The sequence below is a fragment of the Propionivibrio pelophilus DSM 12018 genome, from assembly GCF_059569095.1.
Window position 1 is genome coordinate 1 of sequence record NZ_JCANUT010000042.1, and the last position, 23,579, is coordinate 23,579.

The 23,579-nt window shown below is 59.9% G+C and carries 25 protein-coding genes; 18 read left to right on the forward strand and 7 right to left on the reverse strand.

Annotation, left to right across the window (positions count from 1 at the left end; genetic code table 11):
* From BO74_RS15175 to BO74_RS15190, 4 genes are all read left to right on the forward strand, one after another.
* A partial coding sequence (locus BO74_RS15175; protein WP_496443220.1) for an integrase core domain-containing protein occupies nt 1-281 on the forward strand: 281 nt, incomplete at its 5' end.
* A gap of 233 nt (nt 282-514) precedes the next feature.
* Nucleotides 515-820: a hypothetical protein gene (locus tag BO74_RS15180; RefSeq protein ID WP_496443221.1), complete on the forward strand. Its 306-nt coding sequence runs from the start codon at nt 515-517 to the stop codon at nt 818-820.
* Nucleotides 804-1,562: an IS21-like element helper ATPase IstB gene (gene istB / locus BO74_RS15185; protein WP_496443222.1), complete on the forward strand. Its 759-nt coding sequence runs from the start codon at nt 804-806 to the stop codon at nt 1,560-1,562. Before BO74_RS15180 ends, istB begins: the two co-directional genes overlap by 17 nt.
* Nucleotides 1,559-1,768 (forward strand): hypothetical protein, encoded by a 210-nt coding sequence (locus BO74_RS15190; RefSeq protein ID WP_496443223.1) that lies wholly within the window; start codon nt 1,559-1,561, stop codon nt 1,766-1,768. The genes istB and BO74_RS15190 overlap by 4 nt, the downstream gene beginning before the upstream one ends.
* 110 nt (nt 1,769-1,878) lie before the next feature.
* On the opposite strand, the gene BO74_RS15195 is transcribed toward BO74_RS15190, so the two are convergent.
* The 6 genes from BO74_RS15195 to BO74_RS15220 form a co-directional block, all read right to left on the reverse strand.
* On the reverse strand, nt 1,879-2,139 hold the full coding sequence (locus BO74_RS15195; protein ID WP_496443224.1) for a hypothetical protein: 261 nt from the start codon (nt 2,137-2,139) through the stop codon (nt 1,879-1,881).
* Nucleotides 2,140-2,271: 132 nt separating this feature from the next.
* Nucleotides 2,272-3,279: an ISL3 family transposase gene (locus tag BO74_RS15200; protein ID WP_496443225.1), complete on the reverse strand. Its 1,008-nt coding sequence runs from the start codon at nt 3,277-3,279 to the stop codon at nt 2,272-2,274.
* A 6-nt stretch (nt 3,280-3,285) separates the two neighbouring features.
* Nucleotides 3,286-3,642, reverse strand: coding sequence for a transposase family protein (locus tag BO74_RS15205; protein WP_496443227.1), 357 nt, complete (start codon nt 3,640-3,642; stop codon nt 3,286-3,288).
* 722 nt (nt 3,643-4,364) lie between these two features.
* Nucleotides 4,365-4,697: a helix-turn-helix domain-containing protein gene (locus BO74_RS15210; protein ID WP_496443229.1), complete on the reverse strand. Its 333-nt coding sequence runs from the start codon at nt 4,695-4,697 to the stop codon at nt 4,365-4,367.
* Complete coding sequence (locus tag BO74_RS15215) at nt 4,694-5,041, reverse strand: type II toxin-antitoxin system RelE/ParE family toxin (RefSeq protein WP_496443231.1); 348 nt, start codon at nt 5,039-5,041, stop codon at nt 4,694-4,696. Before BO74_RS15215 ends, BO74_RS15210 begins: the two co-directional genes overlap by 4 nt.
* Nucleotides 5,042-5,238: 197 nt before the next feature.
* A complete protein-coding gene (locus BO74_RS15220; protein ID WP_496443233.1) occupies nt 5,239-5,895 on the reverse strand; it encodes a hypothetical protein in 657 nt (218 codons plus the stop codon).
* Between the two features lie 620 nt (nt 5,896-6,515).
* Between BO74_RS15220 and BO74_RS15225 the strand changes: the two genes are divergently transcribed.
* Entirely contained in the window at nt 6,516-7,685 is a 1,170-nt protein-coding gene (locus BO74_RS15225; RefSeq protein WP_496443235.1) for an IS4 family transposase, read from the forward strand.
* Here BO74_RS15225 and BO74_RS15230 read toward each other — a convergent pair.
* Nucleotides 7,671-8,447, reverse strand: a complete 777-nt coding sequence (locus BO74_RS15230) for a response regulator (RefSeq protein WP_496443237.1) — start codon at nt 8,445-8,447, stop codon at nt 7,671-7,673. The two genes, BO74_RS15225 and BO74_RS15230, sit on opposite strands and share 15 nt — an antisense overlap.
* A gap of 772 nt (nt 8,448-9,219) precedes the next feature.
* On the opposite strand from BO74_RS15230, the gene nusG reads away from it, so the two are divergent.
* The 13 genes from nusG to BO74_RS15295 all read left to right on the forward strand — a co-directional run bounded on the left by nusG (nt 9,220) and on the right by BO74_RS15295 (nt 23,539).
* Entirely contained in the window at nt 9,220-9,777 is a 558-nt protein-coding gene (nusG, locus tag BO74_RS15235; RefSeq protein ID WP_496443239.1) for a transcription termination/antitermination protein NusG, read from the forward strand.
* A gap of 431 nt (nt 9,778-10,208) precedes the next feature.
* Nucleotides 10,209-11,663, forward strand: coding sequence for an undecaprenyl-phosphate galactose phosphotransferase WbaP (gene wbaP, locus BO74_RS15240; RefSeq protein WP_496443241.1), 1,455 nt, complete (start codon nt 10,209-10,211; stop codon nt 11,661-11,663).
* A 35-nt stretch (nt 11,664-11,698) separates the two neighbouring features.
* Nucleotides 11,699-12,784, forward strand: coding sequence for a dTDP-glucose 4,6-dehydratase (rfbB, locus tag BO74_RS15245; protein ID WP_496443243.1), 1,086 nt, complete (start codon nt 11,699-11,701; stop codon nt 12,782-12,784).
* Nucleotides 12,784-13,671, forward strand: coding sequence for a glucose-1-phosphate thymidylyltransferase RfbA (rfbA, locus tag BO74_RS15250; RefSeq protein WP_496443285.1), 888 nt, complete (start codon nt 12,784-12,786; stop codon nt 13,669-13,671). The genes rfbB and rfbA overlap by 1 nt, the downstream gene beginning before the upstream one ends.
* Nucleotides 13,668-14,213 (forward strand): dTDP-4-dehydrorhamnose 3,5-epimerase, encoded by a 546-nt coding sequence (rfbC, locus tag BO74_RS15255; protein ID WP_496443245.1) that lies wholly within the window; start codon nt 13,668-13,670, stop codon nt 14,211-14,213. The genes rfbA and rfbC overlap by 4 nt, the downstream gene beginning before the upstream one ends.
* 32 nt (nt 14,214-14,245) lie before the next feature.
* Nucleotides 14,246-14,662: a hypothetical protein gene (locus tag BO74_RS15260; protein WP_496443247.1), complete on the forward strand. Its 417-nt coding sequence runs from the start codon at nt 14,246-14,248 to the stop codon at nt 14,660-14,662.
* Nucleotides 14,663-14,683: 21 nt separating this feature from the next.
* Nucleotides 14,684-15,127, forward strand: coding sequence for a hypothetical protein (locus tag BO74_RS15265; protein ID WP_496443249.1), 444 nt, complete (start codon nt 14,684-14,686; stop codon nt 15,125-15,127).
* A complete protein-coding gene (locus BO74_RS15270; protein ID WP_496443251.1) occupies nt 15,063-18,047 on the forward strand; it encodes a hypothetical protein in 2,985 nt (994 codons plus the stop codon). Before BO74_RS15265 ends, BO74_RS15270 begins: the two co-directional genes overlap by 65 nt.
* Nucleotides 18,047-19,531, forward strand: a complete 1,485-nt coding sequence (locus BO74_RS15275) for an O-antigen ligase family protein (protein ID WP_496443253.1) — start codon at nt 18,047-18,049, stop codon at nt 19,529-19,531. The genes BO74_RS15270 and BO74_RS15275 overlap by 1 nt, the downstream gene beginning before the upstream one ends.
* Entirely contained in the window at nt 19,525-20,589 is a 1,065-nt protein-coding gene (locus BO74_RS15280) for a glycosyltransferase family 2 protein (RefSeq protein WP_496443255.1), read from the forward strand. The genes BO74_RS15275 and BO74_RS15280 overlap by 7 nt, the downstream gene beginning before the upstream one ends.
* 65 nt (nt 20,590-20,654) lie before the next feature.
* Nucleotides 20,655-20,873: a hypothetical protein gene (locus tag BO74_RS15285; protein ID WP_496443257.1), complete on the forward strand. Its 219-nt coding sequence runs from the start codon at nt 20,655-20,657 to the stop codon at nt 20,871-20,873.
* A 28-nt stretch (nt 20,874-20,901) separates the two neighbouring features.
* Nucleotides 20,902-22,143, forward strand: a complete 1,242-nt coding sequence (locus BO74_RS15290) for a glycosyltransferase family 4 protein (RefSeq protein WP_496443259.1) — start codon at nt 20,902-20,904, stop codon at nt 22,141-22,143.
* Nucleotides 22,136-23,539: an oligosaccharide flippase family protein gene (locus BO74_RS15295; RefSeq protein ID WP_496443261.1), complete on the forward strand. Its 1,404-nt coding sequence runs from the start codon at nt 22,136-22,138 to the stop codon at nt 23,537-23,539. The genes BO74_RS15290 and BO74_RS15295 overlap by 8 nt, the downstream gene beginning before the upstream one ends.
* Nucleotides 23,540-23,579: the final 40 nt, after the last annotated feature.

The following is a 23,579-nucleotide window of genomic DNA, read 5'->3' on the forward strand; positions in this document are numbered from 1 at the left end:
CGCAATCCCACGGTATTCGCCATCTCTTGATCGAACCGGGTCGGCCGATGCAGAACGGCTACATCGAGAGCTTCAACGGCAAGTTCCGTGACGAGTGTCTGAATGAGCAGTGGTTCGAGACCTTAGCCCAAGCCAGAGCTGCTATCGCCGTTTGGCGTCAGGATTACAACGAGGTCAGACCACACAGCAGTTGTGGTCGAATGCCGCCAGCCAAGTATGCCGCGTTACATCGCCAGAAATCGATCGCGATAACGCAACCCAATACCGAAGGAATCCTTTAACCTTGCAAGCGGACTTCCTGCGAATTGATTGGTACGGCTACAGGGGGCAGGTCAAACCCGTTGGACTCTGCGGTTGACGACCTACCTCAATCGCCACGCATCCGCGCACCTTCGACCGCGGTCAGCAAATCGAGCAACCGGCGCACATCGAGGCGCTGGTTTCGTACAAGCGGGAAGCCTTCGCGCACCGGGGGACGGATCAACTGATTTCCCTGATCCCGGCCAGTCGGGCGTTGCTGACGCAGGCGACGGAGCGCGGCGAACCGCTGGGACGGACGGTCCGCGCCTTGTTGGAACTGCTGAACGCCTATGGCACCGCCGAGCTGAGCGCCGCCATCGCCGACGCGCTGGCGCGGGGCGTGCCGCATCCGAACGCCGTGCGGCTGGCACTGGAGCGCCGACGCCGAATCAGTGACGAACCGCCCCCGCTGGCCGTTGCCTTGCCCGAGCACATCCAACGTCGCGATGTACCTGTCCGCCCGCATGCCCTCGATGACTATGACCGCCTGATGGAGAACGACCATGACGATTCCCGCTGATGCCAAATCCCGCGCCGCGGCCTTGCAACTGCATGGCCTGCTCGCCCATTGGCCCGAGTGTGCCGAGGCCCCGTGGCTGACGTCCCTGCTCGATTGGGAGGAGACAGAACGCGCCCGGCGCTCTCTCGAACGGCGCCTGCGCTGCGCGCATATCGGGCGATTCAAGCCGCTGGCCGACTTCGACTGGGCCTGGCCGCAGCAATGCAACCAACGTGCCGTCGCCGATCTGATGACGCTCGACTTTCTGAGCTCGGCGACCAACGCCATCCTGATCGGTCCGGCCGGCGTCGGCAAGACAACGATCGCCCAGAACATTGCCCATCAGGCGGTGATCCACGGCCATACCGTCCTGTTCGCCACCGCTGGCCAGTTGCTCGGCGATCTGGCGGGCCTCGATAGCGATTCGGCACTGCGCTACCGACTGCGTCGCTATGCCGCGCCTGACCTCCTGGTGGTCGACGAGGTCGGCTACCTCTCCTACTCGAACCGCCATGCCGACCTGCTCTTCGAACTGATCAACCGCCGCCACGAGAAGAAGAGCACCTTGATCACGACCAACAAGGCGTTCTCCGAATGGTCCGAGGTGTTTCCCAACGCCAGTTGCGTGGTCGCCATGATCGACCGGTTGGTGCATCACGCCGAGATCGTCGTCATCAAGGGCGAATCCTACCGCCGCAAGGAAGCCCAGGAGCGCGCCACAGCAAAAGCGACGAAGCGCAAGACGCGGGAGGTCGAGGCATGACGCCTCATCAGCCTTCCGGACTCCGATCGGGTCTCCCGTTGCTGATCGATCCGAACTGGTCGCCCGAGCAGGTCCTGGCCGTCATCGAGCTGCTCGACGATTTGCGTGAGCGTATCTGGGCCCACTACGAATCCGTCCTCGTCGACACATTCGAGAACGATCGCGTGACCCGTCACGACATCGTGACCGCTGACCCGCCGTTCTGAGCCGCCGGGCACGTCAAAACCACAGGGGGCCTCGCGGCCCCCTGTTTCGTTCACTCTCCACCTTTACCTCTCGCCGCCAGTTTGTGTCGCCATTTCTCGCCGCCAGATTTCTACGGATTTACGACACCGGCAACAATATTGGGCTTGTTGTCTTCGTTGCGGCCGTCCAGATACGCCTGATAGTGGGCGGGGGAACGCAGCAGATGCTTGAGGCCGGAACACGAAACGGAATCCGGCAAGCTGTGATAGTCGGCGTTGCTCAGGTCGCCAAGATGGAAGCAGCCCGGCACAACCCCTTGGGTAATCGCGGAAGGGGTAATGAGGTCGCCAAGCGAAGCATCCAGGCAAGAGGTTACAAGAGAGGTAGTCATGGCAGCGGTCCCAAGCTCAAAAGCAGTTGATAAGGTCATGTTACCGAAGACCTTTTCCTTTTCTAGGGGGCAATTGCGCCAGTTTGGCCAAAAACATTGGGGCTTCGGATTCTTCGGTGGACGGAGCCTGAGTTATCCCTTAGTCGGCCAAGTGTCGATTTCGGCCAGCAAGGTGGACAGGTCGGTTCCGAGATTCACTTCGCGCACCGCCTGGCGGGTCACGTACTCGGGCTCAGCGTAGGTCATTCGCCCCATCATTAGGTACATGGCGTTCTGTGGCACGTCATCAAACCGAGGCCGTTTCTTGACCTTGATGTTCTCGACCTTCCGAGCCTTCTTCTGCAAGATGTCGGAGAACAGCACCTTGGCCCGCAGCACCTCGAAGCTGTAACCATTCCCTTCTTGGTAGGCTTTCCGAATCTTCGAGTTGAAGCTCTCGGTGAAGGCGTTGGTGATTGGGCACTCGAAATAGGCCAGAATCTGCTTGCGCCATGTACGCCACGCCGTTGTGATGGCGCGGAACGGCTTGGCAAGGTCGTCCGGGATGGATTCCTGCCAACGCAGGAACTCCGCCAAGGCTTCCTCCGATGTCGCGCAATCCCAAATCTTGAAGTAGCGCTCTTTCAGCTCGTAGGCTGTCTTCAACTGCGGGAAGTTGTTCAGCCAGCCAGAGACGGCAAGCCACTGGAAGTCGGTTAGTTCATGCTGGCGCATCGTCAGCAGTTTACGCTCCCGTTTCAGTTGCAGGTTCAGCTTACCGGGGATAGTGTCCTTGAGCCGCCTCCGAACGCGCTCCAAGGCTTCATTGCCCATGCGGATGATGTGGTACTTATCGACCACATGAACGACGTGCGGCTGCACTTCCTGGATGGCCTCCCTATAGGGTCGATACATGTCAGTGCTGGCTGCCTGAATCTTCTCTGGATTGGGCAGGCTGCGCAGAAACTCGACAATCGTTACCTTGCGCCGGTTGTCCAGCATATCCACCAGACAGCGGTCGCCAATGTTGGTGATGACGCCCCGTGGCGTGGAGAGGTAGATTTCGTCCAGCCCAAGGATGGTGGGTGTCTCTCGCCGGAAGTCCTTCTCCAGTTCCTTCACGTACTCAGCGAAGATGGCGCGGACGGTCTTTTCATCCAAGCCAACTTACTTGGCAATCTCGGTGAACGGGTAGTCAAGCCCTTGCCGTCCAATCCACTTGCGCAGGCGCTCGGTCATCTGGCGGTCGGCATCGACCTCCGGCACAACGGCAGTGAAGGTCTTGACGCAGCCATGGCATTTGAAGCGTGGCACATCAAGGTGAATGGCCACAGCCCGTCCATGGCTCGGCATGGCGCGCACGAATAGCGTTTTGTGCTCATGGATGACGACCTTGCCTGCCGGGCCGCACGATGGGCACTGGCGGGAGACTACCTTCGGCTTGGCGCGGACATGATACTCGGTCGCCGTCTCCCGGAAATCGACGACATCAAGGCCGGGAAGGTTCAGGAAGTTGACGGGCATGGCGGCAGGCGAAAGGGTTGAATTCTAGCCCTTCTGACTTGCTCCCCGTAGATCGGGATAGGGGGCAGTCATTATAGACTGCGCCCCTCCCACACCACCCGGCATGCGGGTCCGCACCGGGCGGTTGGCACGGTTGAGGTCATACGCAGGCAAGCCCTCCTACACATTCCTGGTTTCGCCAATTCGAGTTCGGCAAGATTGATTGTCTCGCTGCCAGGCCATTGAGGACTTCATCCTCGCTGGGTTTATGGCGAGCTTCGCACAGGAACATCTGAGACCCCTCGCTCTTGATAACTCGGTGGTTACGCCTCCCATGCCTTCGGCCCTTCGCTCCATACCGGCAACTACTATGGCCTCTGCTGACTTCTCGCTCCGGTTCAGCACCGTTGCCCTTTCAGGCATGAGGCGAGATCTCCCCGGGTAAGAACGCACTCCTTCACTGCACAACCGCCGGATCTACGCCACTTCGCCTTGATCACCAGAGCTTCGCGGAAACATGCCCGCTCGCCCTGCTCGGTAACGCCTTCTATCCGGTTCTTGTCCATCGGCTCGCAGTTTCGCTCCACGCTTCCTCCCCACAATCAGTCACCCTCATGCAGTTGCGCTTCGCTTCGTTCGCTGTGATCAACTTACGGCGGGACTTGCACCCGCAAGAGTGCGCCCGTGCCGGGCGCACACGTAGAAAACCCCCGGCAGCAGAGCTACACGGGGGTTGGTGAGATTTACTGAACAGACAACTGAACGTGCTTGCCTGTCCGAGCCAGCATATCCACCAGTGCGTCAATGGTGAATTTGATGGCCTTCTTGTTGATTACGTCGGAAACACGCGGACGTGTCACGCCGAGGATTTCCGCAGCTTCAGCCTGCTTGAGCTTCTTCGCTTCAATCCATCCCGCCAGTTCGGTCATCAAGGAGTCCTTGATGGCCAGCTTTTCGGAGATGATTCGTTGCGACTCAGCCTTCAGTGCTGCCGCTTCTTCCGGTTCGAACCCCAAGTCTGCGAACACGTTGCCGCCGACAGGGGTAATGTGCATGGATTTGGTCTCGATGCTCATTTCTTACTCCTTTCCTGGATAACGGCCTTGTAGCGAGTCGCCGTAATATCCTTGTCGTGTTTGCTGGTTGAAGTCGTCTTCTTCTTGAAGCAGTGCAACACATAAACCGCTTCCGGAAACTTGGCGACGTACATTACGCGGAACCAACCATCGTCGAGATTGATGCGGATTTCTTTCGTTCCCGTACCAACCACATCGAACGGCTTCCAGTCGTCGGGTTCAAGTCCTGCCTGAACCCGACTAAGCTGGTGTCCAGCTTCCTTGCGAGCATTAGGTGTGAAGATGTCGTCATCCTTGATGTCTCGCAGCGAAGACCCTCGCCAGTCAATTGGTTTCTCGCTCATACGCCTCCCTTACGTCAGTGTATCAAATTTTGTACGTGACGCAAGGTCAGCCATGAAACGGGCACGGATTGCCTGTCCCGTCCTGGCAAGAACTGCACTCAGCCATCTCCGCAGCCTCTTTGGCAAGGTCATAGCCGAACTGCCACGCATGCAACAGAGCGGGCTCACCTTGAATGAGCGCAGGTGGCTCATGCAAACTAGCGTTCGAGATCCTCGAGGATCAGGCCCAGGAGCTGAAAAGCCTTCTTCTCGGGCAACTTGTCAGCCGCCGAAAGCTTGAGCACAGTCTTCGCCAGGGCCTCAGCAATCGGACCGGTCAGCCCGGACGATTTTGAGAACAGAACGCTTTCGTTTTTTTGCATCCCGGCGTACGGTGAGCCGCTTGGTGTTGGCGAACTCTTTGTTAACAAGGCGACCTCCTGCGCCATGGCGGGTCCAGCCGCCACATTCGCGGCATGATCGACGGCATTATTGGCGGGCGGAGGCGCAGCAGGCTTGCAGATGGGCGTCGGTACGGAGGCAACATTCAGCTTGGCCCACACGGCTGGCGGGACGTCACTGATCTCATGGGATGCATCCAGCCACCCGCGCGGCAATTTCAGGCCTTCCTCGATGGCATGCGCAAACGGATCCGAAACCGGCTTGCGGCCCGACGTCATCAGGCTGATGCGGCTGCTCGTCGTCGCCGCAAGCGCGGCGAGCAGGTTCTTCGTCCCGCGCTGGGTCGTCAGCATAACAACATTCAACTGGCGTCGCAGCATGACGCCCTTGCGGTCCCGAGGCTCCGCTCGAGTCGGCAGATCGGAGCAGGGGTCGATATCCGGGTGTTGTGGCTTGGGTACGCGATCATTCATCACACAAACTCCCTTGAAAAGAGATTTTATCGGAGAAATCGGCTGGGCGGATATGCATTGTTCTTGGATTGCGGGCGAGGCGCAGGGGAAGGCAAAGGCGTAAGGTCAGCTCGTGCCAGTACATCTCCCTCGGTATAGAGCAGCTAGGAAGGGGTAGTGCAAGCAGTTCCTCGATGTGCATCGCCAACTCTCCGGAAATAAGTATCGGCCAGCCAGCAGATCGTTCAGCCTCTTGCTAGTCACCTCCAGCCGGTCAGCCAGAGCCAGCGGGCTTGCATGCGAGCGGATAAGGTGAGAATGAGATGATCTCGCCTTGTTTTTGCTTCCGGCGACAGCCTGATCCTCTCATGAGGAATGGCCGACTGGCCAGAATTATGGTTGTTGTTTACGTTGGTAACGTTTTATGGCTTTGGTCGAAATTTCAACATATCCCTAACCCGATCAGCCAATTGAATTGCTTCATTAACTAATATCCTGCCAGTAGTGTCCGGTTAAAACGATATCCATGAGCTTGAAACCGAGAGCTGTAGCGGCATTCGGAGGATTTTTAGGTGTCTCCGATTTGAACGGCAAAGCGCCGATGAGGCAGTCTTTTGGCTTTGTTTTCGCCGGAAACGCCGATGAACCTCGGCAAGACGTTGTTCGCTCAACTCATGGACTTTCTGCCCTGGAAGACTTTTCATCGCATCGTCGATCGCCACGACGGCGATCGCTACGTCAAGTCGATGACCTGTGCCGAGCAATTCCGCGTCATGGCATTTGCGCAACTGACTTACCGCGAAAGCCTGCGCGACGTCGAGGTCTGCCTGTCGGCGCAGTCCGCCAAGCTTTATCACATGGGGTTTCGCCAGGAAATCAAACGCTCGACGCTGGCCGATGCCAACGAGGCGAGAGACTGGCGTGTTCATGCGGCATTCGCCCAGCACCTGATCGCGCAAGCTCGGAAACTCTACCTCGGCGACAGCCTTGGCTTCGAGTTGGAGAACACGGCCTACGCGCTGGATTCGACGACGATCGACCTGTGCCTGTCGGTATTTCCGTGGGCTCCGTTTCGCACAACCAAGGCGGCGGTCAAGATGCACACGCTGCTCGATCTGCGCGGCAACATCCCGACCTTCATCCACATTTCCGACGGCAAGCTGCACGACGTCAATGTGCTCGACGTTCTGGTACCGGAAGCCGGAGCGATCTACGTCATGGATCGTGGCTACCTGGACTTCGAGCGACTTCATGCGATGCATCTGGCGGGCGCCTTCTTCGTCACACGCGCCAAGTCGAACACGCGGTTGCGCCGTGTCTATTCGGCGGCGACCGACCGAACAACCGGCATCCTCTGCGACCAAACCGTCGCGCTGGTCGGTTACTACAGCCGCCGGGACTACCCGATCCATTTGCGCCGCATCCGCTTCAAAGACCCCGAGACCAACAAGACGTTGGTCTTCCTGACCAACAACTTTGCCTTGCCGGCAGCCACCATCTGTGCGCTCTACAAAGCACGCTGGCAGGTCGAACTGTTCTTCAAGTGGATCAAGCAGCATTTGCGCATCAAGAAGTTCTACGGCACATCCGAGAATGCAGTGAAGTCGCAAATATGGATCGCCGTATCGGTCTATGTCCTCGTCGCCATCGTCAAGAAGCGCCTGAATCTCGACGCCTCGCTCTATACCTTGCTACAGATTTTTTCGCTCACCCTGTTCGAGAAAATGCCCATCCAGCAAGCCTTTGCGGGCAATGCACCTCTCCAAAAACAGGACGAAAGCAACAACCAGCTGAATCTATTCGCTTTTTAACCGGACACTACTGATATCCTGCAAATTGTAATTGAGGTAAAGATCAATTGCAATTCTCTGCATGGAAGTACGGATCTGTGGCATCAGTGCGCTAACCTGTTGCAGGTCTTGGTTCTTTACTGCGACAGACAACTGCTCGACGAGCACAAGAAGCGGGGGAGCATCGATCAGCGAGCATGTGCCACGCATTGTATGAATCCACTCGCGCAGGGCAGAGTAGTCTGGGTTGGTCAAGCCCGCCCGCAATTCAGCCTGCTGCAATTCGGCGATCGTGCCAGGAACGATGTCATAGAAAATCAGAGCGAGTTCACGCTGGATGCGCGCTTCGTTGCGGATCAGGTACTCCGTGCCGGCAGTTACGCTGGAAGGGGCGTCGCGCTCGGCTGATAAAAGGCTGGGTTGGATCGTCTGCCGGATCAAAGCGTCGAGCGAATGAGCATCGACTGGCTTAAAAAGCAAGTGAACATTAGGCAAATCCGTGAGCTGAAGCGTGCGCTCTCCCCGGTCGGAAGTGATGACGATGATGGGTAATTGCGCGTATTCGGGCTTGTGTTTTACGACCTGGATGAAATCGTTGCCATCCAAGGCGGGCATATGCAGATCGAGGATTATCAGGCGCGGCGTTTCCTTCAGCAAACACTGCAATGCCTCATAGCCATTCTCGCACTCGACAAGAATGATGCGAGGATCGATCGCGCGCAGGCAGTGGTGGTAGACGGCGCGGAATATCGCATCATCCTCGACGATGAGAACATTATCCATATATAACTTATACAGTATGGGTAAAAATATAGTTTAATACTTTAACCCGAATTCTCTAGTAGAGAAATTCAGGCGGTATTGGCAGGCATGAAATGGAAGGGCAAATCGAAGCTCTTCGCCCGGTCCCAGACGCCTTCGAACCACTCGCGATGACGTAGAGGAATGTTCAGTTTCAGAACGTGGTGGCGTGTCTCGCTCCCGACGTATCCCGCCTTGGCGAACAGTTAATAACGCAAGGTGCGCAAGGTTTGCGCGATGGGTTCTTCCGCGCCTTTTTTTGTCACCGTCGCGCGTAATGCCGCCTGCCGAAACAAACTCATCAGGTTGTAGGCCAGCATGTCCATGTTCAGGCACGCTTCGGTCGCCCAGAAGTCCCGCTGGTTGAATCTCTCGGCGTCGAAATCGTATTCCCAATCGAATTCGGCTCATTGACCGAGCAATCGACAAAAGCACTATTTGTTCGGCCTTCCCTTAGCGCAACAGGCCCAGCACGGCGCGTTGATCGCGGTCAAGCGGTAATTGATTCATCGACTTGTTGCAAAAAATGCCCCCTTCACCCCTTCCGCGCATCACGACACTTGAGCCTGCGCCTGGCAGGCTTCCATTCTTAGTCCGGAAAGATGCCATTTAGAAATGGCAATCCTGATGTGCCGAGGCAGGCCGCCAACGGTCAAGTTAACGTAAATTCAGCGCAAATATGTGGTAAGTTTTACCTGTCGTGAGCATAAATAATGCAATCGGTACAATTGCCCGGGCGCATCAGAAAGCGATCATGGAAATGCTGAGCCAACCTGAACTAGCGAAACTAGACAAACCGGAGATGCCGGGTTCTGCCTGCGCGGACTGGTATGTTGTTCATACCAAGCCGCGACTCGAGTTGCGCGCGCGCGCCAACCTCGACCAGCAACGGTACGAGACCTGGCTGCCTATGCTATCCCTGTGGCGCCGCCAGGCCGGGCGCTGGATCCGCTATGCTACGCCGATGTTTCCGCGCTACCTCTTCCTGCGCACTTATGATCAGCGGCAAAGTCTCGCCCCTGTGCGCAGCACGCCCGGCGTGGCGGCGCTGGTCAGGATGGGCGTCGAACCCGCCCGAATCAGCGATCGGATCGTCGAGGAACTGCGCCAGGTCGAGGCCGCAACCGAGCTTGCCGGCAACGGTGATCCGACACCGTTTCGCCGCGGCGAAGCGGTGTCGGTAGTTGGCGGACCGCTCGTAGGTCTTGCGGGCATTGTCACGCGGACCGAAGGAGAGCGGGTGGCTGTGCTCATATCCCTGCTCGGCAGGGATCAGGAAATCCTGCTCGATTTCCATCAATTGGCAAGCTAGACAAATCTGCAGGAAAGCAAGGCATCTTGCGCATATTCACGGTAAGATTACCAATCTGAGTTGCTAATTTTATTACCCGCCCCGATGGATTGTCGACCAAGCGGGCAGGTCATCAGGCAACAGAAAATTTGTAAGACCCGCCTGTCACATATCAGTCAGGCTGACTGGATCTGCTGAAGCAAAGTGCTTCGGGCATGGCGGTAGCGTGTCCGGAGCCTGTTTCAGGTCGAGTAATCATTCGCGTAAATATCTAGACTCTTGCTGCTGGCAACACCCAACCTACGGATAAAATTAAAAACGTGACACGTGGCGTAATGACAGTCATCGACGGCGCGTCCGCCAGCCCGCGGGCGGAGGCCGCCCGCTGCGCAACGACAGAGAATCCTTGTCCGGTGGCAGACATCGCTCGCAGCATGGAGCGCTACCGTGCCATGGAACTGCGCATCCGCGCCGGCAAGGCGCTCCTCCTGGTCGGCGATATCGCGGCGCTCCTCCTCGCCATGGCCGTGGGCGGCTGGCTCGCCGGCATCGTCTTCGCCAATGGCACGGACAGCCTGTTCCCGGCCCGCATGCTCAACGATCCCGAGCTGCGCCAGGTCGCGGCGATCCTCCTCGTCACCTTCGCCGCGATGGTCTGGCTCTGGCGCGGTCTCAGCCACTACAGCAACCGCAAGTCGTTCTGGAGCGAACAGCGTGAAATCCTGATGGTGCTCGCCGGCGCCCTCGTCATCGATGCCGCCCTGGCCTTCATGATCAAGAGTTCCGTCTCGCGCGGCTGGATGCTTTCATTCTGGGCGGTCGCCTTCCTGCTGGTACCGGTCACCCGCCTGCTGGCCAAGCTCCTGCGCAAACGCCTGGGCTGGCTCTACCAACCGTTCGTCGTCGTCGGCAGCGGACCCGAAGTACACGAAGCGATCGCCGCCCTCGACAGCGAATCCCTCATGGGCTCGGTGCCGGTCGCGCTCCTCACGCCGGCAGGGCAGGGCGGCATGCACCCCGCCGACGGCACGCGCGCGCCCATCCCGCAGCACCCCCTCACCCCGGCCGTCGAAGCCTTCCTGATGCAGCCCTCGCCCCTGCGCGTCGTGTTCGTCCTTGGCGCCGAACCCGATTCCGGCCTGCGCGAACTGGCCCAGCGGGTCGCCCTCAGCCGCGACGATGTCTACCTTGCCCCGGCCATCGCCGGCCTGCCGCTGTGCAACATGGAGATTTACAACTTCTTCAGCCACGAAGTGCTGCTCCTGCGAGCCCGCAACAACCTCAACCGCCACACCATCCGCTTCCTCAAGCGCGGCTTCGACCTGCTGGCCGCCGGCCTGCTGCTCCTGCTGCTGTCGCCGCTGTTCCTCTACGTCGCGCAGCGGGTCCGGCGCGAAACCCATGGCCCGGCCTTCTTCACCCAGGACCGGGTCGGCTATGACGGGCGCCTGTTTCCCATCTACAAGTTCCGCAGCATGGTCACCGATGCCGACGCCATCCTCGAACGGTGGCAGGCCGAACACCCCGACCTCTGGTCGGCATACGTCGCCAGCAACTTCAAGCTGGCCGACGATCCGCGCGTCACCCCCTTCGGGCGCTGGATCCGCCGCACCAGCATCGACGAACTCCCCCAGCTCATCAACGTCGTCCGCGGCGACATGAGCCTGGTCGGGCCGCGCCCGCTGCTGCCGCGCGAACTCGACCATTACGGCCAGTCCATCGACATCTACACCAACGTCAAGCCCGGCATCACCGGGCTCTGGCAGATCAGCGGCCGCAGTCGGACCACCTTCGAACAGCGCATCGCCATGGACCGCTGGTACATCCGCAACTGGTCCTTCTGGCACGACCTCATCATCCTGCTGCGTACCGTCAATGTCGTCTGCAACAAAGACGGCGCCCACTAAACCCAGCCTCAACCCTTTCGCTACCCCCAACCGCAATGACCATCCTCGTCACCGGCGGCGCCGGTTTCATTGGCAGCAACTTCATCCACGACTGGATCGCCGCCACCGGCGAAGCCGTCGTCAACCTCGACGCGCTCACCTACGCCGGCCACCGCGACAACCTGCGCGCCCTCGATGACGATCCCCGCCACATCTTCGTACACGGCGACATCGGCGACAGCATCCTCGTCGCCCGGCAACTCGTCGACCACCGGCCGCGCGCCATCGTCAATTTCGCCGCCGAATCGCACGTCGACCGCAGCATCCACGGTCCCGAAGACTTCATCCAGACCAACATCGTCGGCAGCTTCCGCCTCCTCGAAGTCGCCCGCGCCTACTGGAGCCCCCTCAAAAGCGACGAAAAAGCCGCCTTCCGCTTCCTGCATGTCTCCACCGACGAAGTCTATGGCTCGCTCGGCAAGGACGAACCGGCCTTCGCCGAAACGCACCGCTACGAACCCAACAGCCCCTATTCGGCCAGCAAGGCCGCCAGCGACCACCTCGTGCGCGCCTACCACCACACCTACGGCCTGCCGGTGCTCACCACCAACTGCTCCAACAACTACGGTCCCTACCAATACCCCGAAAAACTCATCCCGCTGATCATCGCCAATGCCCTGGCGGGCGAGCCCCTGCCCATCTACGGCGACGGCATGCAGGTCCGCGACTGGCTCTACGTCGGCGACCATTGCAGTGCCATCCGTGAAGTACTGGCGCGCGGCCGCGTCGGCCAGACCTACAACATCGGCGGCTGGAACGAACAGGCGAACATCGACGTCGTCGGGCTGATCTGCCGCGCCCTCGACCACCAGCAGCCCCGCCTCGACAAGCGCAGCTACCTGCGCCAGGTCAAGCACGTCGCCGACCGTCCCGGCCACGACCGGCGCTACGCCATCGACGCGCGCAAGATCGAACGCGAACTCGGCTGGAAACCCGCCGAAACCTTCGAAACCGGCATCGCCAAGACCATCGCCTGGTATCTGGAAAATCAGCCATGGCTCGACGCCGTGCGCGCCAGGACCAACGCCGTGAAAGCCCCCTACGGCCGCCGCGTCGTCAAGAACGAGGTGCGCGGCGCATGATCACGGGGCGCAAGGGCATCATCCTCGCCGGCGGTGCCGGCACCCGCCTGCACCCGGCCACGCTCGCCGTCTCCAAGCAGTTGCTGCCCGTCTACGACAAGCCGATGATCTACTACCCGCTCAGCACGCTGCTGCTGGCCGGCATCCGCGAGATCCTCATCATCTCCACCCCGCAAGACACGCCGCGCTTCCGGCATTTGCTCGGCGATGGCAGCCAGTGGGGCCTGCGCCTCGAATACGCCGTACAGCCCAGTCCCGATGGGCTGGCGCAAGCTTTCCTCATCGGCGAAACCTTCCTTGATGGCGCCGCCAGCGCCCTCGTGCTTGGCGATAACATCTTCTACGGGCATGATTTTCACCTGCTGCTCGCCCACGCCATGCAGCGCACCACCGGCGCCAGCGTCTTCGCCTGCCACGTGCACGACCCTGAGCGCTACGGCGTCGTCGAGTTCGATGCCGGAGGCAAGGCCGTCGGCCTCGAAGAAAAACCGCGCCTCCCCAAATCGAACTACGCCGTCACCGGTCTCTACTTCTACGACCATCGTGTCGTCGAACTTGCGCGATCGCTTAAGCCCAGCCCGCGCGGCGAACTCGAAATCACCGACCTCAACCGCCTCTACCTCCAAGCCGGCCTGCTCGGCGTCGAAATCATGGGGCGCGGCTACGCCTGGCTCGACACCGGCACGCACGACTCCCTGCTCGAAGCCGGCCAGTTCATCGCCACCCTCGAAATGCGCCAGGGCCTCAAAGTCGCCTGTCCCGAGGAAATCGCCTGGCGGCAGGGCTGGATCGACGCCGCGCAGGTGCGCCGCCTCGCCGCGCCGCTGGTAAAGAACGGCTACGGGCAATACCTGCTGCGCCTGCTCGACGAAGGCGTGCGGACATGAAAGCCGTCCCCCTCACCATCCCCGACGTCATGCTGCTCGAACCCCGGGTCTTCGGCGACGCGCGCGGCTTCTTCTTCGAAAGCTTCAACCGCATGCAATTCCTCATGCTCACCGGGCGCGAAGAAGAATTCGTGCAGGACAACCACAGCCGCTCGGCCCAAGGCGTCCTGCGCGGGCTGCACTACCAGCTCGAAAGACCGCAGGCCAAGCTCGTGCGTGTCGCGCGCGGCGCCATCTACGACGTCGCCGTCGACCTGCGCAAGAGTTCGCGCACGTTCGGCTGCTGGGTCGGCGCCTTCCTCAGTGCCGAAAACCGCAAGCAACTCTGGATCCCCGAAGGATTCGCCCACGGGTTCCAGGTCATCAGCCAGACCGCCGACGTGCTCTACAAGACCAACGACTACTACTTCCCGGAACACGAACGCTGCATCCGCTGGAACGACCCCGCCATCGGCATCAACTGGCCGCTGGCCACGCCGCCGATCCTCTCCGACAAGGACCGCAACGGCCCCCTGCTGGCCCATGCGAGCGCGTACAAATGAAAGCCGGCACCGCGCCAACCGGAGCATGAGCCATGGACGCCGCCGCCAGCCTGCGCGGGGCAGGGCACTTCACCCTGTGGTTCCTGATCGGCCACATGATCTTCGTGGCCCTGCGCCAGCTCTGGCGCGGCAACGACCGGCTCCGGCTCTGGGGACCGTTCCTCCCCTTCGTGCTGGGCAGCATCGCCGTCATCCCCTACCTGCTTCAGGTCCTCGGCCTGGTCAGTCGGGCAACCGCGCTGGGCGCGCCGTTCCTGGTGTTCCTGCTCTACCCGCTCACCGAGCAGGCCGCGTGGGCGCAACGCAGTTTCGGCAGCTTCCACCTCAACACCCTGCTAGTCAGCCTCGCCTACCTGCACCTCGTCCATCACTACATCGACCTGATCCGGCACCTGCCGAAGTTGACCGACAAGACTGCCTCGATAAATACGAAATCAATCTGGCGGTAAACAGTTAAGTTCGATATCACAATGCCCAACAAGCATTTCTATTTCGCGCTGGGAGCCACGCATGGCGCCTTGGTCGCCGCCTGGATCTACCGGCGACGGCATGCCTGGTACCCGCGATATGCATGGGTGCGCGGCCTCTACCGGCGCGATCGTGACTGGACCCTGTATCTCCCCTTCGTCATGGTCGCATTCGGCCTCCTCGCGCTGGTGCCGGACATCCTGTACGGCCTGGGAATCCTCCCCAAGCCGGTGATCCGCTCCGCGGCATTCAACCTCTTCTACGGCTACGCCTGGTTCGAACGCAGCGAAGACCTCGATCCGCTGCTCGACTGGCTGTTCAACACCATCGGGTCGCTCCTCCTGTATGCGCTGGCCCTCGGCGTCCTCGGCTTTTACGCGCGTGAAGCCGCGCGCAGGCTGGGCGCCGTTCATTCCCGAAAGGTCCACCCTGATACCCGGCAGTGAGATCGCCAAGGCGCTCGCCTGCTGCCTGGCGGTCGCCGCGCTGCCGGTCAGCGCGGCCCATTTCCGGGTTACCGACACCGTCGTCAATCCGGATGTCCAGCCTTTCACCGCCACCATCGGCGGTTTCGGCAATAGCGTTTTCACGAGCGGGACGGGGTTCGAACCGGTCATCCACCGCAACAGCTACATCGCCACGCAAGACGCGCCCGACCGCATCGTCGCCCGGCCCGAAGACATCGGACACTGGGATACCCTGCGCGAAGGCGCGCTTGATGGCGCCACGGTGCGCATCTACCGCATCGAAAACGGCAAGTTCCGCTTGGTCAGGCAAGACCAGGTTCCATCTGGTGGATTCCATGCCAGCAGCTGGCTGGCGCTATTGCCCAAAGACACGGTGGTCGCTCCCGATCAGGCGGTCTTCCGTTTCCGCTGGGCCGAATGGAACCGGCCGGAAGTACCCTACTACTTCGCCGTGCGTGCCGTCGATGCAACCGGCAAGCTATCGCCGCTTTCCAACGTCGTGTCCGTCCAGCGCCCAGTGCAAGCAGGCAAGGGCGAACCGATCAACACCCTGCGGCCCCTCAAGAACCTTAACGGGGCTGAAAGCAGCCTGCCGGCGCCCCCCGGCCTGAAAGCCAGCATCGAAGCCGACCACACCCTGCGGCTTGAATGGCAGTCATTGGCAGACGAGCGCGTGGCCGGCTACCTCGTCTACCGTGCCGATGCGCCACCCGAAGCTCACCGCGGATACAGCCTGCAACTCGCCGGGTCGCCGGCCGAACCCGGCCAGCACATCAAAAAGGGCGACCTCGCCATCATCGAAAAAAAGTTCTACGACGCCTCGCGCAACCGCTACCACAGCCACCGGGTCTGGGGCGCCTACAACGAAAACCAGCTGTTCAAGCCGGGCCTGGTGCCGATATTCTCCGACGAAGACCCCGGCAAGACCTGGCAACTCATCCGGCATGAAGATGACACGCCGGTCGCCGAAGCCGGCGAAACCTTCCTGCGCCTGCAGCTTGCCGAGGGGAAAACGGTAGCGCTGGGTGGGTACAGCTACGCCGGCACCGGTCAGCACTGGTACGAAGTCCTCGATACCAAGGCCTATCGCGTTGACGTCTGGCTGCGCCGGCAGGGTGGGGGCAAGGTCACTTTCAAAGTGCTCGACTATTACAGCCGGGCCGACCACAAGATCGAACCCATCGAGTTTATTCCCACCGAAAACTGGCAGCGCTTCACCGCCACCTTCACCCCGCCGCAGATCCAGCCAGGCAGCCAGCCCGGTCGCATCGCCCTCGAAATCTCCGGCCCCGGCAACTTCGATATTGACAACCTGCGCGTCTACCGCGCCGATACCGCCTTTCTCGACTACACCGAAAAGGAATACGCCGACTTGCGCCAGTCCGGCATGCAGGCCCTGCGCACGCATGGTTTGATCAAGACACAGCGGCGTACCTACGATCTTGAGCAACTCACCAACACGGCAGGCGTCAACAGCCTGGGCTACGGCGCCAAGGGCAACACCCTGCCTCAATCGCTGGCCATGATGCGCAAAACCGCCATGCGCCCCTGGTTGCAGATCGAACCGCATTTGAGTCCGGAAGAGTGGGGCGGTCTGGTCGAATACATTGCCGCCCCATACCGGCCGGGGCACGATACCCCCGCGGCAAAGCCCTGGGCCTGGAAGCGCTTCCTGCAAGGGCAGGTCAAGCCCTGGGCAGACGAATTCGACCGCATCTACCTCGAACTCGGCAACGAGACCTGGAACGGTCTGTTCCGCCCCTGGGTGTTCACCGACATGGTCGATGCCGCCACCGGCAAGCGCTACACCGCCGGGCAAGTCTATGGACTCTATCAGGAATACGTCATCGCCTGCCTGCGCGCAAGTCCCTGGTGGCAGGCCGCGCGGCTCGACGACAAAGTCGAGTTCGTGCTTGGCGGCTGGTCAGGCTTTCAGTATGGCAGCGACGCCGCGTCCACATCGCCCTCATCGGGGCATCTGACGGTAGCCGCTTACCTCGGCGGCTGGGATATCGGCGAGCAGGCACAGCCGAATGTGCCCGCCAGCTTCCACAAGCTGCTGAATGTTGCAGGTCGAATCGCTCCTCGCATCGAAAAGCATGCCCTCGAAGTGCGGGCGCTGAACAGCCGCACCGGCAAGGCACGCAAGATCGGCACCTACGAAGCCGGCCCCGGCTATGCACTCAACGGCCTCAACAACGAGCGCGTCACCCCCCGCCAAGCCGCGGAGCAGGAACAGGTCCAGAAAAGCCTCGCCTCCGGCGTCGCCACCCTCGATGTCTTCCTTAGCCAAGCCGCCCAAGGCTACCACCTGCAAAATTTCTTCGCGTTTGCAGCCGGAGACTACTGGAAGTCCCACGCACGCTGGTATGACGGCGGCCAAGCCTACCCGGCCTGGAAAGCGCTGGCACTCTTCAATCACCACGCCACCGGCGCCATGCTCGCCACGCAAACAGTAGAAGTGCCGCAACTCGAACTGCAATCGACAAAGTCCGGCAAGATCACCCGGTCGCCCGCCGTGGCCGCTTATGCCACCCGCAACAAGAACCGGGTCGCCGTGATCCTCGTCTCACGCAAGCAGGCAGGCTACCCCGATCCCGACGATACCGGCTTTACCCCCGTGACAGTCGATCTGCCCTTCCGTTCGGCGCAGACGCTCACGCTCCACCGCATGAGCGGCGAAGCCACCGCCCACAACCTGCATGCCGACAACGTAATAGTCGAGCCCCTTTCTCTCGGCAAGCATTGGCGGGGGCAGCAACTGCATGTCGATGCATCCACCGGCGGTGCCGCCCAAGGCTTGCCGCCATCCTCCGTGTTTCTATACGTCTTCGAGGGTGTCGACTCAGACACGGCACGTCCGCCCCGCAGCCGCGTTCACTCAAGGCAGGTGCACTGATGCCCGAGCATCTCAGGGCCTTCGTCGTCATCTGCGGGGTCATGCTGCTTGCCTACGCTATTTCACGGCGCCTGTTCGCCCACGCGCTCGAACCGAAATTCGTCGACCGCCTCTATGGGGCGGGCTTTGGCGCCACCGCCATCATGTTCCTGGCGCACGACATGTGGCTGTTTCTCGGCGGGCTGGCGCTGCTGTCATTTCTGGCGGCGCGCCGTTTCACCCACCCGCTGGCCTTGTTCGTCTTCCTGCTGCTGCTGATGCCAGGCTATTCGGTACTTGTACCCGGCTTCGGACTCATCACCTACCTGATCGAACTTAACCCGTGGCGGGTGTTGGCGCTCACCGTGCTGCTGCCGGCAGCGGTGCGCCTGGCGGCTAACCGTGCCTTGCCCCGCCCCGGCAGGCTGTGGGCCGACAAGTTGGTCATTACTTACGCGCTCTACAGCGCCGCCTTGAGCTATCTGCATTACGACACCCTCACCGGCGGCATGCGCCAGTTGGCAACCATTACGCTCGACATGGTGCTGGTTTACTTCGTGGCCAGCCGCAGCCTCATGTTCAAGGACGCGGTGCGCCATGTGATGGTGGCCTTGGTGGCGGCAGCCGTGTTTTTGGCCCTGGTAGGTGCGTTTGAATTTGCCAAGCACTGGATTCTTTACTCAGGCGTCCGGCAAGCCCTCGGTGGGGGTTCGGGTCTGTTTGGCTACCTTGGCCGAGGTGAAACACTCAGGGCCCTGGCCACCACGGGTCAGCCCATTGTGCTGGGCTTCGTCATGATGGTGGCCCTGTTGATCACGTTTTATGTGCAGCGCTTGGTGCCACGGGGTGTCATGCGCACCCTGCTGTGGCTGCTCATGGGCATGGGGCTGGTGGCGGGCATGTCGCGCGGGCCTTGGGTGGGGGCCGCCATCGGGCTTTTCGTGATAGCGCTGGCCAGTACCAACCCGCTGGGCAATGTCCTCAAGCTGCTGATAGCTTCGTTTGGCGCCGCTGTCATGCTGGTGATGCTGCCCGGGGGCGAAAAAATACTCAATTACCTGCCTTGGGTGGGTAGTGTGGATGAAGGCAATATCACATTTAGAGAGATGCTATGGACGCAAAGTTGGCTGGTGATCATGAAGAACCCATGGATTGGATCGATAACCTTTGAAACGGCATCGGAGTTTGATCACTTGCGGACAGGTTCAGGTTTTATCGACATCGTCAATAGTTATCTGGGTCAAGCCTTGGCAAATGGATTGATTGGGCTTGGTTTTTACGTACTGCTGATCCTTACGGCGATGCTGTCGACTTTCATGCTTGTATTCCGCAACAAGCCGGCATTCTCAGAGTCAAGTATTTACGGTGTAGCGTTGCTTGGATGCATCGCCGCAACGGTTGTAACGATTTGGACTGTCAGTAGTATCAGTCAGATAGCGCCGATGGTGATTTTTTTGATCGGCGCAGGTGTGTCAGCAGCCTATCTTAGGAGATTAAGATGCTGATATCAATAGGTATTCTGGCGTACAACGAAGAAAATGTAATCGAACGAACGCTGTCCTCCTTGTTTGAACAAACGGTATTTTTTAATCCATTGAATGATGACGATGATGTTTCTTGGGAAGTAATTGTTGTACCGAATGGCTGCTCGGACGATACATCTAACAAAGCTTCACAGGCTCTAGAGCATTTAACTGCCTCTAAAGCGTTAGGCAATGTCACATGGTCAGTGAGAGATATCGCTGAGGCGGGGAAAAGTAACGCATGGAATCGGTTCGTGCATGACTTTTCGTCCCCGGAAGCGGAATTAATAGTGATGATCGATGCCGACATTGAGTTCGGCGAATTCGAAACGATTGCAAACAGCGTGACTACATTGCTGGGCAATCCGCATGCGGTCGTTGCCGTTGACCAGCCCTTGAAGGATGCGGCACGCAAGTCTCGCAAGACCCTGCTGGAGCGATTCACTGTTGCTGCTTCGCATGCTACTGGTGGGGGTGCCCCGGCCATTGCAGGAAGCTTTTACTGTGCTCGGGCAAGTTCGCTAAGGCAGATCTGGATGCCTGTAGGGCTTGCGGGAGAGGATGGTTTTTTACGTGCAATGATCTCTACCGACTGTTTCCGGAAACCTGCCGATGACCGCAGGATCATCCGGGCACCGCACGCCAGCCATTATTTCGAGACGCTGACGTCGCCGCGCGCGATCTTCCGCCACGAGGTCCGCTTGGTGATCGGCACTACGCTCAATTGCTATCTGACTTGGGACATGCTGTATTTCGCCACCGACCCCGAAGGGCCAGGGGCGGGCGTGTTGATCCGCAACCGGATGGCCCGGGACCCGGTTTGGTACCCGGCGCTGATCGACAACGCAATCCGCAACCACGGCTGGTGGGTGCTGCCGCGCGGCATGCTGTTCCGGCGGTTTTCGGGAGCCCGGCGCAACCGCGGCGTGGGCCGGCTCAAGTGGCTGGCGATCGCGGTTGCGGGTTTTCTTTTCGATTTGCCGGTTTTTCTTGCCGCGAACAGCAAGCTGAAGCGCGGGAATGTGGTGGGCTATTGGTGAACGTGACATAGAGGCGTCACCTGTGCGTGCTAAAAATTCGACCGCAATTACTAAGAGTGCACTTTATGAAGAAACCTTTGATAGCTCTGCTCCGCCAAGCCTCGCGTTCACTCGATCGAATCGCCCGCCTTGGCAAGCATCGCTTTGTCAGAGTGGTGCGCCAGCTTGAGGAATGGGGCTATCGTCTCAGCGTGCTCTTCCTGAACAATCATGGTCATTTCTCGCATCTGCTAGAGATGGATGCCATCTTCCTGCGCAAGGATTGCTTTCCTAAACTCCCCTGATCCGCAGGTCTTTCCGAAGGTTCGTCGCATGACCCGTCCCAGAATTCTGTTCGTGACCCGCAATATGCCTTATCCACCGGTAGCGGGCAGTTGTCAGCGGACGGCAAACCTGATCGATGCCTTGCGCGCGACAGGTGATGTGAGCCTGTTCGTCATCGGGCCGCCGCATCGCCGCGACATGCTGGAAAAGGCTGGCTATCGTGTCGCCGCCACTGCCGAGCCGACCAGCCGGCGGCGCAACCCGGTCGGCCGCCTCATTGAACGGCTGGCCCCGGGCAAGGCGGAGCCGCTCTGGCGTGCAGTTGCCGGCGTCGGGGTGGACTTCACACCGGATCCCGGTTTGCACGAATCACTGCGTCGCCTCCTGTCAACTGAGAATTTCGATCTGATCGTCGGCCGTTACCTGATCCCCAGCGCCCAGGCCGGTGTCTTCGAACCGGGCCTACCGCCGGCCATCGTCGACATCGACGATGTCGACTCGAAAGCAGTCGCGGCCAAGATCGTTTCGCCGGCGAGCAGTGCCCTGTTGCGTACCGTCCTGCGCACGCGCCACGGCAAGGTCGTGCGTCACGAGAAAGCGCTGTACGCACGCGCCGCGCGACTGTGGTTCAGCAATCCCGACGATCTTTCCTTCTCGCCTGGTAATGGAGATCTTGTGCCGAATATTCCCTTTGCCTTGCCGCAGCGAGGCGAGTTATCACACTCGTCTGCCGACAGCAAGACGGTACTCTGGGTAGGATCATTCGGGCATCGTGTCAATCTTGAAGGAGTTGACTTGTTTTTGCGGCGGGCTTGGGGGGCTATTCACCGGGCCTGCCCAGCCGCGCGTTTCCGTATCGTCGGCAGCGAATTGCCGGCGACAAAGCGCAATAGATGGGAAAGCATTCCCGGGGTTGAGGTTGTGGGTTTCGCACCGTCGCTGGCGCAGCACTATGCCGAGGCGGCGATCACCATTGTTCCCCTGCTGGATGGTGCCGGCACCAAGATCAAGGTACTCGAATCACTGGGTTACCTGCGCACCAGCGTCGTTACCCGACACTCGGTGGCCGGCTTCGAGTCGCTGTTGCGAGACGGCGAGTCGCTTCGCCTTACCGATACGCTCGAAGGGTTGGCGGAACCCGTCGTGCAGCTTCTCGGTGATCCAAGACTGCGGCATGCGCTGGAATCCCGTGGTCGATCAGTCGTCGAGAGTCGCTTTACCCCAGCAGCTGTAAGGGAGGCCGTGCGTAGTTCGATTGAGCGGCTTATCGGGGCGACCTCTCGTGTCTGAAGCCGTCGACGTTCGCGGTGGCACTATCTGGACGATGGTCTGGTGGGGCTTGAAGAGCTCCCAGAAATTCATTTCCAATCTTATTTTGACCCGGCTTCTTCCGCCAGAGGTATTCGGTATTGCCGCCATCGCCAATTCGCTTATGTCAGGCATGACGATGCTCTCTGACTTTGGTATTCAGCAGACCGTCGTACGGTCGATGCGTAGTGATGCCGCGTTCTATCAGACGGCATGGACGGTGCAGGTACTCCGTGGCTTTGTACTGATGCTGGTTCTTATGCTCTTGGCACAGCCTTTCGCGATACTCTATGGCATCGACAGCCTCGCCATCTTTCTATTTATCGTGGCTGTTTCGAATTTGGCGATGGGATTCAACAACGTCGAGGTTCTACGCGATTTCCGCCACGCAAGGCTGCAAAGAATCGCGATCATCGACAACGTTGCTGCACTGGTCGGACTTGTCGTCATGTCTATTTGGGCCTGGTTCAGCCCATCCTATGTGGCCCTTGCAGTCGGCGCACTGGTTTCGACGGCCACCTTCGCGCTTGGGTCGATGCTCGCCTATCCAAGGAACGACTGTCGCTTCCGGTTGGAGCGGAACACCGTCGTGGAACTGGTGGGCTTCGGTAAGTGGGTGCTGGTCAGCACGGTTCTGGCCTTTGCCACTAGCCAGATGGATCGTCTTGCACTCGGCAAGCTGATACCGTTACAGCTGCTGGGCCTCTACTCCATCGCCTGGATCTGGGCATCGCTGCCTAACCAAATGCTCGAGCAATGGGCGGGCAGGGTGTTCTTTCCATTGGCTTCGCAGCATGATCGTGCTAATGCGGACGGCAGCACGATTACCGCCGCACGACGTACCTATGCTGTAGTCGCCAGCGTCTTTACTGCCGTGATCTACGCCGTATCGGACATCCTCGTTACCGTGCTTTATACAGAAGCGTATTGGGGCGTCGCCTCGCTGATGCGCCAACTTGCCGTGGTCCTCCTGCTTTACACAATCGAACAGTCGTACTCGCACTTGCTCATTGCCAAGGGCAGACCACGCGACAAGGTTATTGGTCAGGCGGTGAGCATAGCGATCTTTGCCATCGGCTTGCTGCCTGTGTTAGAGACGATGGGTCTCGAAGGCGTCATTGGTCTCTTGGCGGCAACGGCAGTCGTACGCATCGTATGGATGGCATATCAGTTGACGGGGTTCCGAGCGGTTGATCTTGCTTTTGACATGGTATGCGTCGGTATGTTCTACCTGGTTGCATATTCGCTGCATGCTGCCATCGGGGCCTATGACAGCCGCTGGTATCAAGTTGTCGTCGCGTTAGTGGTGGGTGCGTCGGCACTGCTGGTCGCCATGGCTGGCTATCTGCATCTGCGGCGCACGTGCGAGAAGACATGAACGCCAAAGCCAAGGGATATCGCCAGATTCCCGGCAAGGA

Bases quoted from the DNA above. Each gene is read 5' to 3' on its own strand.
- nusG (WP_496443239.1), top strand. From the start codon at position 9,220: ATGGAAATGCTGAGCCAACCTGAACTAGCGAAACTAGACAAACCGGAG.
- BO74_RS15215 (WP_496443231.1), bottom strand. From the start codon at position 5,041: ATGAGCGAGAAACCAATTGACTGGCGAGGGTCTTCGCTGCGAGACATC.
- BO74_RS15275 (WP_496443253.1), top strand. From the start codon at position 18,047: ATGCCCGAGCATCTCAGGGCCTTCGTCGTCATCTGCGGGGTCATGCTG.
- BO74_RS15290 (WP_496443259.1), top strand. From the start codon at position 20,902: ATGACCCGTCCCAGAATTCTGTTCGTGACCCGCAATATGCCTTATCCA.
- BO74_RS15260 (WP_496443247.1), top strand. From the start codon at position 14,246: ATGGACGCCGCCGCCAGCCTGCGCGGGGCAGGGCACTTCACCCTGTGG.
- BO74_RS15285 (WP_496443257.1), top strand. From the start codon at position 20,655: ATGAAGAAACCTTTGATAGCTCTGCTCCGCCAAGCCTCGCGTTCACTC.
- rfbB (WP_496443243.1), top strand. From the start codon at position 11,699: ATGACCATCCTCGTCACCGGCGGCGCCGGTTTCATTGGCAGCAACTTC.
- BO74_RS15230 (WP_496443237.1), bottom strand. From the start codon at position 8,447: ATGGATAATGTTCTCATCGTCGAGGATGATGCGATATTCCGCGCCGTC.
- BO74_RS15225 (WP_496443235.1), top strand. From the start codon at position 6,516: ATGAACCTCGGCAAGACGTTGTTCGCTCAACTCATGGACTTTCTGCCC.
- BO74_RS15210 (WP_496443229.1), bottom strand. From the start codon at position 4,697: ATGAGCATCGAGACCAAATCCATGCACATTACCCCTGTCGGCGGCAAC.
- wbaP (WP_496443241.1), top strand. From the start codon at position 10,209: ATGGAACTGCGCATCCGCGCCGGCAAGGCGCTCCTCCTGGTCGGCGAT.
- BO74_RS15205 (WP_496443227.1), bottom strand. From the start codon at position 3,642: ATGCCCGTCAACTTCCTGAACCTTCCCGGCCTTGATGTCGTCGATTTC.
- rfbC (WP_496443245.1), top strand. From the start codon at position 13,668: ATGAAAGCCGTCCCCCTCACCATCCCCGACGTCATGCTGCTCGAACCC.
- istB (WP_496443222.1), top strand. From the start codon at position 804: ATGACGATTCCCGCTGATGCCAAATCCCGCGCCGCGGCCTTGCAACTG.
- BO74_RS15220 (WP_496443233.1), bottom strand. From the start codon at position 5,895: ATGAATGATCGCGTACCCAAGCCACAACACCCGGATATCGACCCCTGC.
- BO74_RS15280 (WP_496443255.1), top strand. From the start codon at position 19,525: ATGCTGATATCAATAGGTATTCTGGCGTACAACGAAGAAAATGTAATC.
- BO74_RS15195 (WP_496443224.1), bottom strand. From the start codon at position 2,139: ATGACTACCTCTCTTGTAACCTCTTGCCTGGATGCTTCGCTTGGCGAC.
- BO74_RS15190 (WP_496443223.1), top strand. From the start codon at position 1,559: ATGACGCCTCATCAGCCTTCCGGACTCCGATCGGGTCTCCCGTTGCTG.
- BO74_RS15265 (WP_496443249.1), top strand. From the start codon at position 14,684: ATGCCCAACAAGCATTTCTATTTCGCGCTGGGAGCCACGCATGGCGCC.